We start from the raw sequence: 13,189 nt of genomic DNA, 5'->3' as shown, positions 1-13,189 counted from the left end.
GGCCGAAGCCCGTGCTGCCGTTCGACTTGCATGTGTAAGGCATGCCGCCAGCGTTCAATCTGAGCCAGGATCAAACTCTTCAGTTCAATCTCTGTGTGGGTCCGAAGACCCTCGCTCTTTCGAGCGGTCGCTCACTCTCAGAAAACTGACTGACCAGATCCGAAGACCCAGTCACGTTTTGCTGTGCGAGCACTGTATAACTTGTGAAGCAACACTGTCCGAAGACAGTGGCGTCCGCTACCCAGCGCCCACACTTATCGGTTGTTTGTTTGTTAAAGAACTTCGCTTCCCGGCTTTGCCGTTCAGCGCGCTGCGTTGTCTGCAGCAGAGAAACGAGATTATGCAGAGCTTTCTTCGTTTCGTCAACCGTTGCAGCAATCTTTTTTTGCTGCGGCCAGCGCTGCAAACTTCGCTGCGCCAACCTTGCGGTCGACCCCGCAACCCTTGCTGCGTCTGCCTTGCAGCGCCGCGTTGTGTGTTGCGAGGGGGCGAATATTAGGCCCGTTCCACGGACCTTGCAACATCTTTGTCACAGCGCTCAGCTAGGGGCTCGCGTGATTATGTCGTAACCCTTTGAGCAATAAAGGAAAACCTCAAAATGGCCAGCGCGGCGGCCCTTGAATACCCCCGCGCTGCCGTCAGGTATTTCCCTATCAAGTTTTCAGCGATGCTGGAAATTAGGGGCGCGCTTCTCTACGAAAGCGGCCATGCCTTCCTTCTGGTCTTCACTGGCAAAGGTGGAATGGAACAGCCGGCGCTCGAAGTGCACGCCTTCATTGAGCGTGGTCTCGTAAGCGGCGTTGACCGACTCCTTGATCATCATGACCACCGGCAGCGAGAACCCGGCGATGGTTTCGGCGGCGGCCAGCACTTCGTCCAGCAGCTTGTCGGCCGGCACCACGCGCGACACCAGGCCCGAGCGCTCGGCTTCGGCGGCGTCCATCATGCGCGAGGTCAGGCACAGGTCCATCGCCTTGGCCTTGGACACCGCGCGCGGCAGGCGCTGCGTGCCGCCGGCGCCGGGCATGGTGCCGAGCTTGACCTCCGGCTGGCCGAACTTGGCCGAGTCCGCCGCGATGATGATGTCGCACATCATCGCCAGTTCGCAGCCACCGCCCAGCGCGTACCCCGCCACGCCAGCAATCACCGGCTTACGGATCTTGCGGATGGTTTCCCAGTTGCGGGTGATGTAGTCGCCCTTGTAGACATCCATGAAGGAGTACTTGGCCATCATGCCGATATCGGCGCCGGCGGCGAAGGCGCGGTCGCTGCCGGTAATGACGATGGCGCCGATGCCCTCATCCTGGTCGAACGCCGTCAGCGCGGCACCCAGTTCATCCATCAGCGCGTCGTTGAGCGCGTTCAGCGCCTTGGGGCGGTTCAGCGTAACCAGACCAACGCGGCCGCGCGTCTCGACCAGGATGTTTTCGTACGGCATGTCTTCTCCTATGTATTGGCAATCAAATGGCAGCGTCCGCCACCGGCTGCGGGCTATTCTGCCACCTGTTGCGGCCTGGCGGCGCTGTTCCCTGTTCAGAGCATGTGCGCCAGGAATTCCCGGGTGCGTGCATGAGCGGGAGAGCCGAACACCTCGGCAGGCGCGCCTTCCTCGAGGATCCTGCCCTCGTCCATGAACACGACGTGGTTGGCCACTTCGCGCGCAAACCCCATCTCATGCGTGACAACCAGCATGGTCATATGCTCGTCCGCCAGTTGCCGCATGGTGCGCAGTACTTCCCCGGTCAGTTCCGGATCGAGCGCGGAGGTCGGCTCGTCGAACAGCATGATGTCGGGCTCCATCGCCAGCGCGCGCGCAATCGCCACGCGCTGCTTCTGCCCGCCGGACAGGCGCGCCGGATAGTTGTCCCGCTTGGCCAGCAGCCCGACCTTGCGCAACAGTTCCTCGGCCTTGGGCACCGCCGCGTCGCGCGACAGCCCCTTGACGGTCATCGGTGCCTCGATGATGTTCTGCAGCACCGTCATGTGCGGGAACAGGTTGAACGACTGGAACACCATACCCATCTTGCGGCAGATGCGGCGGACTTCCGCCTCCGGCACATACCTGGAGGCGCCGTCGGGGCCAGCGGCCGCCAGCGCTTCGCCTTCGATGTCGATGGTGCCGCGGTCGATCACCTCGAGATGGTTCAGGCAGCGCAGCAAGGTGCTCTTGCCCGAGCCCGACGGCCCGATCACCGCGGCGACATCGCCCTTGCGCAGCGTCAGCGAGACGCCGCGCAGGACCTGCAGCGATCCGAACGACTTGAAGATGTCCCGCGCCGCGATCATGATGCCGGGCGCTTGGTCAGAGGTGGCGCCATTCGGGCTAGTCATCATGTTTGGCATAGCGTTTTTCGAGATTCTGGAAGAACCAGGTCAGAATCAGCGTCATCACCAGATAAAACAGCGCGGCGACCAGGAAAGGCGTGGTCGTGAAATCGCGCTGCACGATGCCGCGCGCGGTGCGCAGGATATCGTTGAGGGCGAGCACGTAGATCAGCGACGTGTCCTTGATCAGCGTGATGGTTTCATTGCTGACCGGCGGCAGGACGCGGCTGACCATCTGCGGCAGCACGACCCGGCGCATGGTCTGGAAGTACGTCATGCCCAGCGCCTTGCTGGCTTCATACTGGCCGCGGTCGACGGACTTGATCCCGGCGCGGAAGATTTCCGCGAAGTACGCGGCGTAGTTGAGCGCGAACGCCACCACCGCCGCGGGAAAATCGGGCAGCCTCACGCCGATGACCGGCACGAACGGCAGCGCGAAATAGATAAACAGCATCTGCAGCATCAGCGGCGTACCGCGCATCAGCCAGATGTAGCCATTGACCGCACCGCTCAGCAGCGGCCATGACGAGATGCGCGCGAGCGCCAGCGCCAGCCCCAGCGGCACCGACAGGGCGAGCGTGATGACGAACAGGGTGAGCGTGACTTTCGCACCCTGCGCCAATGGCCCCAGTAGAGATAAGACGTAATCCATGTTCGCGCGAACAGAAGGAGGAAGGATTCCAGGCAGCGGGCCGTCGCGCGGCCAGCGCCCGAGTCCGGAAGGAAGCCGGCACCCTGCCCGAACCGCGCAGGGCGCCGGCTGGCGCCTGGATTACTTGGTGATATCGGTGCCGAACCACTGGGTGGCGATGCGGGCGGCGGTGCCGTCCTGCTTCATCGATGCCAGGGTCTTGTCGAGCTTGCCGAGCAGATCGGCGTCATCCTTGCGGACGCCGACGCCGTACTCCTCGGTACCGAAGTTCTCTTCGAGCACGCGGTATTCGCCGGCACGCTTGCTGATCAGGTAGCGGCCCACCACTTCATCCACCACGATCGCGTCGAGGCGGCCGGCGGACAGGTCCATCAGTGCTGTCACGTTGTCGCCGAAAGTCTTGAGCTCCTTCAGGCTGGCGGAGACCTGGCCTTCCTTCTTGATGGCGTCCACCGCGCTGCTGCCGTCCTGCGCGCCGACGATGCGGCCGGCCAGGTCCGCCTTGGCCTTCACCGGCGAATTGGTGCCGACGATGACGATCTGGTGGTTGGTCATATAGGGCGCGGTGAAGCTGATGTTCTTCTTGCGCTCGTCGGTGATGGTCAGCCCGTTCCACAGCACGTCCACGCGCTTGCCGTTCAGTTCGGCTTCCTTGGCGCTCCAGTCGATCGGCTTGAATTCGACGGCCATGCCGAAACGGCGGCTGGCCTCTTTCGCCATATCGATATCGAAGCCGGCCAGCTCGTTATTGGTATCGCGGAAGCCCATGGGCGGGAAATTGTCATCCAGGCCGACGATGATCTTGCTGGCGGCGGCGCTGCCCGTGCCGGCGGCCGGTGCGGATTCGTTCTTGCCGCACGCGGCGAACAGCGCCACGGACGAGGCCAAAAGGAGTGCTGCGAACTTCTTCATAGGGAGATCCAGTGCGGAAATGAGGGAATCAGTGAAACAGTCTTGCGTGCCGGCGCGCAACGGGCACCAGCGATGCTGCAATTGTTGTTGGCAGCGCGATTATAGAGCGACACGGGGTGCCGGCATTGCGGTCGCCATCCCGATTGCGGAACGCGATCGCGGGTTAGTACTAATAAGGCACCTCGGTCCGGCGCCCTTACGCTGAGCGAATAGCTCACGCATGCAGTATTTAGTGCTACCATTTGCCGACCGACTGGTCGGTTTATTTTAGCGGCGCCAGCCCCGCGCCGACCGCAAAGAACACCAGGCAGGAGACAAACATGCCCCCGATGTCCACGCCCGCTGGCCAGCCGGTCAGCCTCGATGCCGGCCCCATCCTGCTCCAATGGCAGGGGTCCGTCGCGGTAATCACGCTGAACCGCCCCGACAAGCTCAACAGCTTCACCCGCGAGATGCACAAGGCGCTGCAGCAGGCGCTCGACCATGTCGAGGCCGGCGGCGCGCGGGCGCTGCTGCTGACCGGCGCCGGGCGCGGCTTCTGCGCCGGTCAGGACCTGGCCGACCTGGATTTCACGCCCGGCCGGATGACCGACCTCGGCGAACTGATCGACACCTGGTTCAACCCGCTGATCCGCCGGCTGCAGGCGCTGCCATTGCCGGTGGTAGCCGCAGTCAACGGCACCGCCGCCGGCGCCGGCGCCAACCTGGCGCTGGCCTGCGACATGGTGCTGGCCGCGCGCTCGGCCAACTTTATCCAGGCCTTCGTCAAGATCGGGCTGGTGCCCGATTCCGGCGGCACCTGGCTGCTGCCTAAGCGCATCGGCATGGCGCGCGCGCTCGGGCTGGCGATGACCGGCGAGCGCCTGTCCGCCGAGGAAGCCGAGAAATGGGGCCTGATCTGGGAAGCCATGGACGATCCGCTGCTGCCCGAGCAGGCGCTGGCGCTGGCCACGCACCTGGCCGCGCAGCCGACCCGGGCGCTGGCCTCGATCAAGCGCGCCATGTACGCCAGCGCGACCGCCACCCTCGACACCCAGCTCGACCTGGAACGCGACCTGCAGCGTGACCTCGGCCAGTCGGCGGACTATGCGGAAGGCGTCAATGCCTTCCTGGAAAAGCGCGCCGCCCGATTTACCGGCAAGTAAGCGCTTCAGGGCGCCTGCACGGCGCCACCCCGCCCCCCCAAGGAGACCACGTTGCACAAGGACCCCCAGGCCCTCGCCGAAGCGGCCGCGGCCGCCATGTATGAAGCCGACACCTGCAGCCGCTGGCTCGGGATCACCGTTGAAGCGGTCCGCCCCGGCTATGCCCGGCTGACCATGCCGGTACGCAATGAATTCCTGAACGGCCACGGCATCTGCCACGGCGGCCTGATGTTCACGCTGGCCGATTCGACCTTCGCGTTCGCCTGCAACAGCCATAACATCAATACCGTGGCAGCCGGCTGCAGCATCGAGTTCCTCAAACCCGTGCACGGCGGCGACGTGCTGACCGCAGAGGGGATCGAGCAGACCCTGTCGGGCCGCCACGGCATCTACGACATCCGCGTGACCAACGCCGCCGGCGAGGTGGTGGCGTTGTTCCGCGGCAAGTCGGCGCATATCAAGGGCCATGTCGTGCCGCCGGATACCGTCGCCTGAACACCGCAGCCACCAAGATAACCGCCCCCCGTGCAGGAGACGACATGAGCACGCGCCTGACCGATCTGCCCCTGGACCCGATCGAGACCGCCAGCCGCGCCGAGCTGCAGGCCCTGCAGCTGGAGCGGCTGAAATGGTCGCTCCACCACGCCTACGCCAATTCGCCGGTGTACCGCCGCAAGTTCGACGAGGCCGGCGTCCATCCCGACCAGCTGCAATCGCTGGCCGACCTGGCGCGCTTTCCGTTCACCAGCAAGCAGGACCTGCGCGACAATTACCCGTTCGGCATGTTCGCCGTGCCGCAGGACCGCGTGGCGCGCGTGCATGCTTCGTCCGGCACCACCGGCAAGCCCACGGTGGTCGGCTACACGCTCCAGGACATTGATAACTGGGCGACGGTGATGGCGCGCTCGATCCGGGCCTCCGGCGCGCGCCGGGGCGACAAGGTACATATCAGCTATGGCTACGGCCTCTTCACCGGCGGGCTGGGCGCGCACTACGGCGTCGAGAAAGCCGGCCTGACGGCAATCCCGTTCGGCGGCGGCCAGACCGAGCGCCAGGTCCAGCTGATCCTGGACTTCAAGCCCGAGATCATCATGGTCACGCCCAGCTACATGCTGGCGATCGCCGACGAGTTCGAGCGCCAGGGCGTCGACCCGGCCACCAGCTCGCTGCGCGTGGGCATCTTCGGCGCCGAGCCGTGGACGCCGGAAATGCGGCTGGCGATCGAGAAGCGCATGGGCATTTCCGCGGTCGATATCTACGGGCTGTCCGAGGTGATGGGCCCGGGCGTGGCCAATGAATGCGCCGAAACCAAGGACGGCCCGACCATCTGGGAAGACCACTTCTACCCGGAAATCATCGACCCGAATACCGGCGAAGTGCTGCCCGATGGCGAATTCGGCGAGCTGGTCTTTACCTCGCTGACCAAGGAAGCAATGCCGGTGGTGCGCTACCGGACCCGCGACCTGACCCGCTTGCTGCCGGGTACGGCGCGGCCGGCCTTCCGCCGCATGGAAAAGGTCACCGGCCGGACCGACGACATGATGATCGTGCGCGGCGTCAACGTGTTCCCGTCACAGATCGAGGAACTGATCCTGAAGCAGGCCGAACTGGCGCCGCACTACCAGTGCGTGCTGGGCAAGGACGGCCATATGGATACGTTGACGGTGCGTGTGGAATGCGCCCATGGCAGCAAGCTGGCGCGTGCGCAGTCTGCGCGCGAGCGGCTGGCGCACGAGATCAAGTCTTATATCGGGGTGACCGCCACCATCGAGGTACTGCCGGAGGGAGGCATCGAGCGTTCGGTGGGGAAGGCGAAGCGGATCGTGGACCAGCGGCCGCGGTGATGGCCCAGGGCCATTAAGAATTCCGCCGCTTTGCTCGCCTCTCCCGCTTGCGGGAGAGCGGTTGGGGGAGAGGGAGACAACATTCGCAATATTAGCCTGATCGGCTGGCCTCAGCTACGCGGCATCAGCACCCACATCCGGCCGCCCTGCTTCATCCGCCCCGCCGTCTCGCCCGCCGCATCGCCGGCGCCCCAGAAGAAATCGGCGCGCACGCCGCCCTTGATGGCGCTGCCCGTGTCCTGCGCAAACATCAGCCGCTGGATCGGTTCGGTCGACAGCGGGCGCGTGGTCGACAGGAACACCGGCACGCCCAGCGGAATGGTGGCGGGGTCCACCGCAATCGAGCGCTCGGCGGTCAGCGGCACGCCCAGCGCGCCGACCGGGCCGTCATTGTTCGGCGGCAGCTCGCGGAAGAACACGAAGCGCGGATTGACGTTCAGCATCTCGTCGACGCGCCCCGGGTTGGCCCGCGCCCACGCCTTGATGCCCTGCATGGTGGCCTGCGCCGGCGTGATCTCGCCGCGGTCCAGCAGCCATTTGCCGAACGAGCGGAACGGCTGGTCGTTGGTGCCGCCGAAGCCGACCCGCATCATGGTGCCGTCCGCCATGCGGATCCGGCCCGAGCCCTGGATCTGCAGGAAGGCGGCCTCGACCGCGTCATCCACCCACACCAGCTCGTTGCCGCGCATGGTCGGGTTCTGCAGCAGCTCGGCGCGGCCCGGCAGCGGGCGGTTGCCGAACTGCGCCGGCTTGCGGTAAAGCGGCACCTGGAAGCGCCCCTGCCGCGTGCGCGAGCCGTGCAGGATGGGTTCGTAGTAGCCGGTGATCAGCCCGCTGTCGGTGCCGTCGCCGTTGACCACGCGGAACGGCTGGAAGTTGGTCTCGAAATAGGCGCGCATGGCGTTGAGGTCACCGGCGTCGACCATCATGCCGGCGGCGCAGGCTCGGCTCCACTCGGCGCGCTTCTTCAGCGCCTGGCAGCTGGCCTGCAGCGCGGGCCAGGCCGCGCGCACGTCGTCCTGGGTCCAGCCGCCGATGTCGTTCCAGCTGGCGGCCTGCAGCTGGCCTTTCTGGGTCGACGAAGCGGGCGGCGTGGTGCCGGACGGGCCGGTCTCGATGCGCGGCGGCGGGCCGCTCATGCAGCCGGCCAGCAGCGCGCCGGCGCCGGCGAGCGCCAGCCAGGCGCGGGCACGGGCGCCAGCGCGCGCAGTGAAACCTGGGAGAGAAATCGAAAGCGAATCCGCGTATGCCATCTTGCTTGTTGTTCAGTGTCCCGCGCAGTGTCCCGCGACCGGTGCCGGCCCGGCAGGGATCGCACCGGGCAGTTGCCCTACAATCCCACCGTCATCTGTCATCGCCACCGCCGCATCCGCCATGAGCAAGTTCTTCGAAGCCCATCCCATGCTGCTGTTCGCCCTCGAGGCCGGCGTGGCGCTGTTCCTGCTGATCTTTATCGTGGTCTGGACCATGGGCACGGCCAAAAAGAACCCGCGCCCGACCCGCGCGCCCGACGACCACCCGTCGCGCCAGCCGCAGGAATCCACGCAGGGCCGGCAAACGCCGGCGCAGGAACAGGACAGCGCGAAGCGCCAGTAGGTTCCCGCTTCGAGGCTTCCCGGCTTCCGGCTGGGCGCGCGCTCAGTGCAGCATGCGCGGCAGCACCAGCGCGAATTCGGGGATCGGCACCTCGAAACGGTGGCCGTCCTCGGCCACGCAGAAGTATTCGCCCTTCATCGACCCGACCGGCGTCGAGATGGTGGCCCAGCTGGTGTATTCGAAATGCTCGCCCGGCTTCAGCAGCGGCTGGTGGCCCACCACGCCCAGGCCGGCGACTTCCTGCGTGCCGTTGTCGCTGTCGGTGATGATCCAGTGGCGCGAGATCAGCTGCGCCGCCACCTCGCCAGTGTTGTGGATGGTGATGGTGTAGGCGAAGGCATGGCGCCCGCGCTCGGGATCGGACTGGTCCGGCAGGTACTGGGTGCGCACCGACACGGAGAAGGCGTATTCGCTCATCTTGGGCAGGGCCGGCGGCAGCATCGGCCGGCAGGGGAATGGGGTAGCCGCATTGTGCGGGATGGCCGCGGGACGGGCAAGGGTGCCGGCCGGACGCGATCGCACCGGGCGGGCGTAGAATATCGGTCTTTCAACGCCTTGCCGCCGCCCGCCGTGCGCCCCGGCCGCCCCTGCTGCGGCGGCGCCTTCGGCCCGCCGCAGCGGCGATAACAGCATTCCCTGCCTTCACCGCCCGCCAAAATGACCCAGCCCACCTTCCGCATCGCCCCCTCCATCCTGTCCGCCGATTTCGCCCGCCTGGGCGAGGAAGTCCGCCGCGTGACCGAGGCCGGCGCCGACTGGATCCACTTCGACGTGATGGACAACCATTACGTGCCCAACCTGACCGTGGGCCCGCTGGTGTGCGAGGCGATCCGTCCCCACGTGACCGCCCCCATCGACGTGCACCTGATGGTGCGCCCGGTAGACCGGATCATTCCGGACTTTGCCAAGGCCGGCGCCAATATCATCACCTTCCACCCGGAAGCCAGCGAGCACGTCGACCGCTCGCTCGCGCTGATCCGAGATAACGGCTGCCAGGCCGGCCTGGTGTTCAACCCCGCCACCCCGCTGCACCACCTGGACCACGTGATGGACCGCCTGGACGTGATCCTGCTGATGTCGGTCAACCCCGGCTTCGGCGGCCAGTCGTTCATCCCCGAGACGCTGAACAAGCTGCGCGCGGTGCGCCAGCGTATCGACGCATACACTGCCCGCACCGGCCGCACCATCCTGCTGGAAGTGGACGGCGGCGTGAAGGTCGACAATATCGCCGAGATCGCCGCGGCCGGCGCAGACACGTTCGTGGCGGGCTCGGCCGTGTTCGGCAAGCCCGACGGCGACGGCGGCTACCGCGGCATCATCTCGGCGCTGCGCGGCGAACTGGCGAAGGTTGGCCGATGACTGCGGGCGTGGCACTGCGCCGCACCGACTGGAGCGGCATCGAAGGGGTGATCGTCGACCTGGACGGCACCATGGTCGATACGGCGGGCGACTTCCACGCCTCGATCAACGCCATGCTGCTGGCGCTGGGCCGCCAGCACCCCAACCTGGGGCCGGTGGCGCCGATGTCCGAGCAGGAAATCGTCAGCTACGTCGGCAAGGGCTCGGAAAACCTGATCCGGCGCGTGCTCGACGCGCGCTTCTCGCCGCTGCACGCCAACAGCCTCTTTGCCGATGCCTACGCGCTGTACGACCGCGAGTACATCCGCATCAACGGCCAGTTCTCGCAGGTCTACCCGGGCGTTCGCGAAGGCCTGGCGGCAATGAAGACAGCCGGCCTGCGGCTGGCCTGCGTGACCAACAAGCCCTTCGGCTTCACCGAGCCGCTGCTGGCCAAGACCGGGCTGGCGGCATATTTCGAGCTGGTCTACGGCGGCGATGCGTTCCAGCTGCGCAAGCCCGACCCGTTCCCGCTGCTCAAGGTGGCGGAAGTGTTCCGGCTGGATCCGTCGGCGATGTCGGCCCTTGGTGACTCGGAAAACGACGCCCAGGCGGCCCGCGCGGCGGGCATGGGCGTGCTGCTGGTGCCCTATGGCTACAACCATGGCAATCCTGTACAAGCCGTCGAGGCCGATGGTATAGTCGACACCATTGCCCACGCCGCAGCGCTGTTTGCGGCACACCGGGCAGGTCATCGATAGGGTCGCTCTCAACAAGGTCGATCATCAGGTCGATCGCGACTGAAATCCCTGAACATTCAATGTTTCTCAACCGCAAACGCATCTCTTCTGGCAGTGATCGGCAGGCTTGGCCCTGGCGTCGCTGGCGCGCCTTCCAACAGGCGTAAAGTGCGTTCGCGAGTCTGCTGACGCGCCCTCTACCCGAGGGCGTCGTGACAACCGGCTGAGGGTCCAACCCCGTGCCGGGCATCCCACCCAAACCCGCCAAAAGCCAGCGCAGCGGAAATTCTCTGCTACGTTTAGCTCAAGAACGCGCCGCACGCCCTTCCCCGGCCGTGTGCAGTCTTGTCCGCAACTTGCCTGCACCACGGCCCGCCAAACGGGGCGGGTATCCATTCGCTCCAGCCTGATTGCCGAAATGCGGCGCCGCGCCCAACCTCATCGCGCAGCGGCGCCGCACAAGAGGACCGCAAGAGGACCGACATGACCGAACTGGAATTCAAATCGCTGGCCGACCAGGGCTACAACCGCATCCCGCTGATCGCCGAGGCCTTTGCCGACCTGGAAACGCCGCTGTCGCTGTACCTGAAGCTGGCCCAGTCGCAGACGCGCGGGGTCAACACCTTCCTGCTGGAGTCGGTGGTCGGCGGCGAGCGCTTCGGGCGCTATTCCTTCATCGGCCTGCATGCGCGCACGCTGCTGCGCGCCTTCGGCAACCGCACCGAGGTGGTGACCGACGGCAAGGTGGTGGAAACGCACGAAGGCAATCCGCTCGACTTCATCGCCGAGTTTGAAGGCCGCTTCAAGGTCGCGCTGCGCCCGGGCCTGCCCCGCTTCTGCGGCGGCCTGGCCGGCTACTTCGGCTACGACGCGGTGCGCTATATCGAGAAGAAACTCGCCAGCACGCAGAAGCCCGACGACCTGAACCTGCCCGATATCCAGCTGCTGCTGTGCGAAGAGCTGGCCGTGATCGACAACCTGTCGGGCAAGCTCTACCTGATCGTCTACGCCGACCCGACCACGCCCGAAGCCTATCCCCGCGCCCGCCAGCGCCTGCGCGAGCTGCGCATGAAGCTGCGCCAGCCGGTGGACGTGCCGGTAACCAGCCCGTCGGTGCAGACCGAGGTCTACCGCGAATTCGCCAAGGCGGACTACCTGAACGCCGTGCACAAGGCCAAGGAATACATCATGGCCGGCGACATGATGCAGGTGCAGATCGGCCAGCGGCTGATGAAGCCCTACCGCGACTCGCCGCTGTCGCTGTACCGCGCTCTGCGTTCGCTGAACCCGTCGCCGTACATGTATTTCTACAACTTCGGCGACTTCCAGGTGGTGGGCGCGTCGCCCGAAATCCTGGTGCGCCAGGAGGAACGCAAGGTCGGCACCAATGGCGACAACGGCGGCGACACCCGCAGCGAACACATCGTCACCATCCGCCCGCTGGCCGGCACCCGCCCGCGCGGCAATACGCCGGAAAAGGACGCCCAGCTTGCCACCGAGCTGCTCAACGATCCCAAGGAAATCGCCGAGCACGTGATGCTGATCGACCTGGCGCGCAACGATATCGGCCGCATCGCCCAGACCGGCTCGGTCAAGGTCACCGACAAGATGGTGATCGAGAAGTACTCGCACGTGCAGCATATCGTCAGCTCGGTCGAAGGCACGCTGCGCGAAGGCATGAGCAACCTCGACGTGCTGCGCGCGACCTTTCCCGCCGGCACGCTGTCGGGCGCGCCCAAGGTGCATGCGATGGAAATCATCGACGAGCTGGAGCCGCGCAAGCGCGGCATCTACGGCGGCGCGGTGGGCTACCTGTCGTTCGGCGGCGAGATGGACCTGGCCATTGCCATCCGCACCGGCATCATCAAGGACGGCAATCTCTACGTGCAGGCCGCCGCCGGCATCGTTGCCGATTCGGACCCCGAGGCCGAATGGAGGGAAACCGAAGCCAAGGCGCGCGCCGTGATCCGCGCCGCCGAGCAGGTCCAGGATGGCCTGGACTCCGATATCTGAGAGAACAGGAGACAGACGCCATGCTGCTGATGATCGACAACTACGATTCGTTCACCTACAACCTGGTCCAATACTTTGGCGAACTGGGGGTGGAGGTGCACACCTACCGCAACGACGAGATCACCATCGAAGAGATCGAGGCGATGAAGCCCGACCATATCTGCGTCTCGCCCGGCCCGTGCAGCCCCAAGGAAGCCGGTATCTCGGTGGCGGCGCTGCAGCATTTTGCCGGCAAGGTGCCGATGCTGGGCGTGTGCCTGGGCCACCAGGCTATCGGCGAGGCGTTCGGCGGCAAGGTGATCCGCGCCAAGCAGGTGATGCACGGCAAGGTCAGCACCATCGAGACCACGCAGCAAGGCGTGTTCAGCGGCCTGCCCAAGCACTTCGACGTGACGCGCTATCATTCACTGGCAATCGAGCGCGAGACCCTGCCCGATTGCCTGGAGATCACCGCCTGGACCCCGGACGGCGAAATCATGGGCGTGCGCCACAAGGCGCTCGCCATCGAAGGCGTGCAGTTCCATCCCGAGTCGATCCTGTCCGAGCATGGCCATGCGATGCTGGCCAACTTCGTCAAGGCGCCGCGATGAGACTGCTCGACGCCGCGCCTTCCAGCACCCAACA

14 protein-coding genes and 1 rRNA gene are annotated in these 13,189 nt (G+C 65.7%); 8 read left to right on the top strand and 7 right to left on the bottom strand.

Annotated features, from left to right (window positions below; translation table 11 throughout):
- From E1J61_RS07920 to E1J61_RS07895, 5 genes are all read right to left on the bottom strand, one after another.
- Window positions 1-86, bottom strand: a 16S ribosomal RNA gene (locus tag E1J61_RS07920); the annotation flags it as partial.
- Window positions 87-661: 575 nt separating this feature from the next.
- Window positions 662-1,438, bottom strand: a complete 777-nt coding sequence (locus E1J61_RS07910; protein ID WP_133093532.1) for an enoyl-CoA hydratase — start codon at window positions 1,436-1,438, stop codon at window positions 662-664.
- 95 nt (window positions 1,439-1,533) lie between these two features.
- Window positions 1,534-2,286: an amino acid ABC transporter ATP-binding protein gene (locus tag E1J61_RS07905; RefSeq protein ID WP_133093545.1), complete on the bottom strand. Its 753-nt coding sequence runs from the start codon at window positions 2,284-2,286 to the stop codon at window positions 1,534-1,536.
- Between the two features lie 37 nt (window positions 2,287-2,323).
- Window positions 2,324-2,977: an amino acid ABC transporter permease gene (locus tag E1J61_RS07900; RefSeq protein WP_029048313.1), complete on the bottom strand. Its 654-nt coding sequence runs from the start codon at window positions 2,975-2,977 to the stop codon at window positions 2,324-2,326.
- A gap of 120 nt (window positions 2,978-3,097) precedes the next feature.
- On the bottom strand, window positions 3,098-3,889 hold the full coding sequence (locus E1J61_RS07895) for an amino acid ABC transporter substrate-binding protein (protein ID WP_133093531.1): 792 nt from the start codon (window positions 3,887-3,889) through the stop codon (window positions 3,098-3,100).
- A gap of 320 nt (window positions 3,890-4,209) precedes the next feature.
- Between E1J61_RS07895 and paaG the strand changes: the two genes are divergently transcribed.
- From paaG to paaK, 3 genes are read left to right on the top strand one after another with little or no spacing between them, the layout of a single operon-like run.
- Complete coding sequence (gene paaG, locus E1J61_RS07890) at window positions 4,210-5,034, top strand: 2-(1,2-epoxy-1,2-dihydrophenyl)acetyl-CoA isomerase PaaG (protein WP_133093530.1); 825 nt, start codon at window positions 4,210-4,212, stop codon at window positions 5,032-5,034.
- 51 nt (window positions 5,035-5,085) lie between these two features.
- Complete coding sequence (paaI, locus tag E1J61_RS07885) at window positions 5,086-5,529, top strand: hydroxyphenylacetyl-CoA thioesterase PaaI (RefSeq protein WP_133093529.1); 444 nt, start codon at window positions 5,086-5,088, stop codon at window positions 5,527-5,529.
- 44 nt (window positions 5,530-5,573) lie between these two features.
- On the top strand, window positions 5,574-6,878 hold the full coding sequence (paaK, locus tag E1J61_RS07880; protein ID WP_133093528.1) for a phenylacetate--CoA ligase PaaK: 1,305 nt from the start codon (window positions 5,574-5,576) through the stop codon (window positions 6,876-6,878).
- 110 nt (window positions 6,879-6,988) lie between these two features.
- Here the strand turns inward: paaK and E1J61_RS07875 are convergent, their stop codons facing one another.
- Window positions 6,989-8,131 (bottom strand): murein transglycosylase A, encoded by a 1,143-nt coding sequence (locus E1J61_RS07875; protein WP_133093527.1) that lies wholly within the window; start codon window positions 8,129-8,131, stop codon window positions 6,989-6,991.
- A 121-nt stretch (window positions 8,132-8,252) separates the two neighbouring features.
- Here E1J61_RS07875 and E1J61_RS07870 point away from each other — a divergent pair, with 121 nt between their 5' ends.
- The gene (locus tag E1J61_RS07870) at window positions 8,253-8,474 is read left to right on the top strand and encodes a hypothetical protein (RefSeq protein ID WP_133093526.1); all 222 of its coding nucleotides are present in this window, start codon (window positions 8,253-8,255) and stop codon (window positions 8,472-8,474) included.
- Window positions 8,475-8,516: 42 nt separating this feature from the next.
- On the opposite strand, the gene apaG is transcribed toward E1J61_RS07870, so the two are convergent.
- Window positions 8,517-8,891 carry a Co2+/Mg2+ efflux protein ApaG gene (gene apaG, locus E1J61_RS07865; protein ID WP_012353991.1) on the bottom strand — a complete coding sequence of 125 codons (375 nt, stop codon included), beginning with the start codon at window positions 8,889-8,891 and terminating at the stop codon, window positions 8,517-8,519.
- Window positions 8,892-9,131: 240 nt separating this feature from the next.
- Here apaG and rpe point away from each other — a divergent pair, with 240 nt between their 5' ends.
- From rpe to E1J61_RS07845, 4 genes are all read left to right on the top strand, one after another.
- On the top strand, window positions 9,132-9,833 hold the full coding sequence (gene rpe / locus E1J61_RS07860) for a ribulose-phosphate 3-epimerase (protein ID WP_133093525.1): 702 nt from the start codon (window positions 9,132-9,134) through the stop codon (window positions 9,831-9,833).
- A complete protein-coding gene (gph, locus tag E1J61_RS07855) occupies window positions 9,830-10,573 on the top strand; it encodes a phosphoglycolate phosphatase (RefSeq protein WP_133093524.1) in 744 nt (247 codons plus the stop codon). The genes rpe and gph overlap by 4 nt, the downstream gene beginning before the upstream one ends.
- Before the next feature lie 462 nt (window positions 10,574-11,035).
- Complete coding sequence (gene trpE / locus E1J61_RS07850; RefSeq protein WP_133093523.1) at window positions 11,036-12,565, top strand: anthranilate synthase component I; 1,530 nt, start codon at window positions 11,036-11,038, stop codon at window positions 12,563-12,565.
- Between the two features lie 20 nt (window positions 12,566-12,585).
- A complete protein-coding gene (locus E1J61_RS07845; RefSeq protein WP_133093522.1) occupies window positions 12,586-13,155 on the top strand; it encodes an aminodeoxychorismate/anthranilate synthase component II in 570 nt (189 codons plus the stop codon).
- Window positions 13,156-13,189: the final 34 nt, after the last annotated feature.

This window comes from Cupriavidus sp. L7L, from assembly GCF_004353535.1.
In the GTDB taxonomy this organism is placed as follows: Bacteria; Pseudomonadota; Gammaproteobacteria; order Burkholderiales; family Burkholderiaceae; genus Cupriavidus; species Cupriavidus oxalaticus_A.
The sequence above is the reverse complement of the archived record's forward strand: the minus strand, read 5'-3'. Positions and strand labels throughout refer to the sequence as shown.

What these genes read in the sequence shown, in the direction of transcription:
- E1J61_RS07910 (WP_133093532.1), bottom strand. Translation starts at nt 1,438, where the DNA reads ATGCCGTACGAAAACATCCTGGTCGAGACGCGCGGCCGCGTTGGTCTG.
- E1J61_RS07905 (WP_133093545.1), bottom strand. Translation starts at nt 2,286, where the DNA reads ATGATCGCGGCGCGGGACATCTTCAAGTCGTTCGGATCGCTGCAGGTC.
- E1J61_RS07900 (WP_029048313.1), bottom strand. Translation starts at nt 2,977, where the DNA reads ATGGATTACGTCTTATCTCTACTGGGGCCATTGGCGCAGGGTGCGAAA.
- E1J61_RS07895 (WP_133093531.1), bottom strand. Translation starts at nt 3,889, where the DNA reads ATGAAGAAGTTCGCAGCACTCCTTTTGGCCTCGTCCGTGGCGCTGTTC.
- paaG (WP_133093530.1), top strand. Translation starts at nt 4,210, where the DNA reads ATGCCCCCGATGTCCACGCCCGCTGGCCAGCCGGTCAGCCTCGATGCC.
- paaK (WP_133093528.1), top strand. Translation starts at nt 5,574, where the DNA reads ATGAGCACGCGCCTGACCGATCTGCCCCTGGACCCGATCGAGACCGCC.
- E1J61_RS07875 (WP_133093527.1), bottom strand. Translation starts at nt 8,131, where the DNA reads ATGGCATACGCGGATTCGCTTTCGATTTCTCTCCCAGGTTTCACTGCG.
- E1J61_RS07870 (WP_133093526.1), top strand. Translation starts at nt 8,253, where the DNA reads ATGAGCAAGTTCTTCGAAGCCCATCCCATGCTGCTGTTCGCCCTCGAG.
- apaG (WP_012353991.1), bottom strand. Translation starts at nt 8,891, where the DNA reads ATGAGCGAATACGCCTTCTCCGTGTCGGTGCGCACCCAGTACCTGCCG.
- rpe (WP_133093525.1), top strand. Translation starts at nt 9,132, where the DNA reads ATGACCCAGCCCACCTTCCGCATCGCCCCCTCCATCCTGTCCGCCGAT.
- gph (WP_133093524.1), top strand. Translation starts at nt 9,830, where the DNA reads ATGACTGCGGGCGTGGCACTGCGCCGCACCGACTGGAGCGGCATCGAA.
- trpE (WP_133093523.1), top strand. Translation starts at nt 11,036, where the DNA reads ATGACCGAACTGGAATTCAAATCGCTGGCCGACCAGGGCTACAACCGC.
- E1J61_RS07845 (WP_133093522.1), top strand. Translation starts at nt 12,586, where the DNA reads ATGCTGCTGATGATCGACAACTACGATTCGTTCACCTACAACCTGGTC.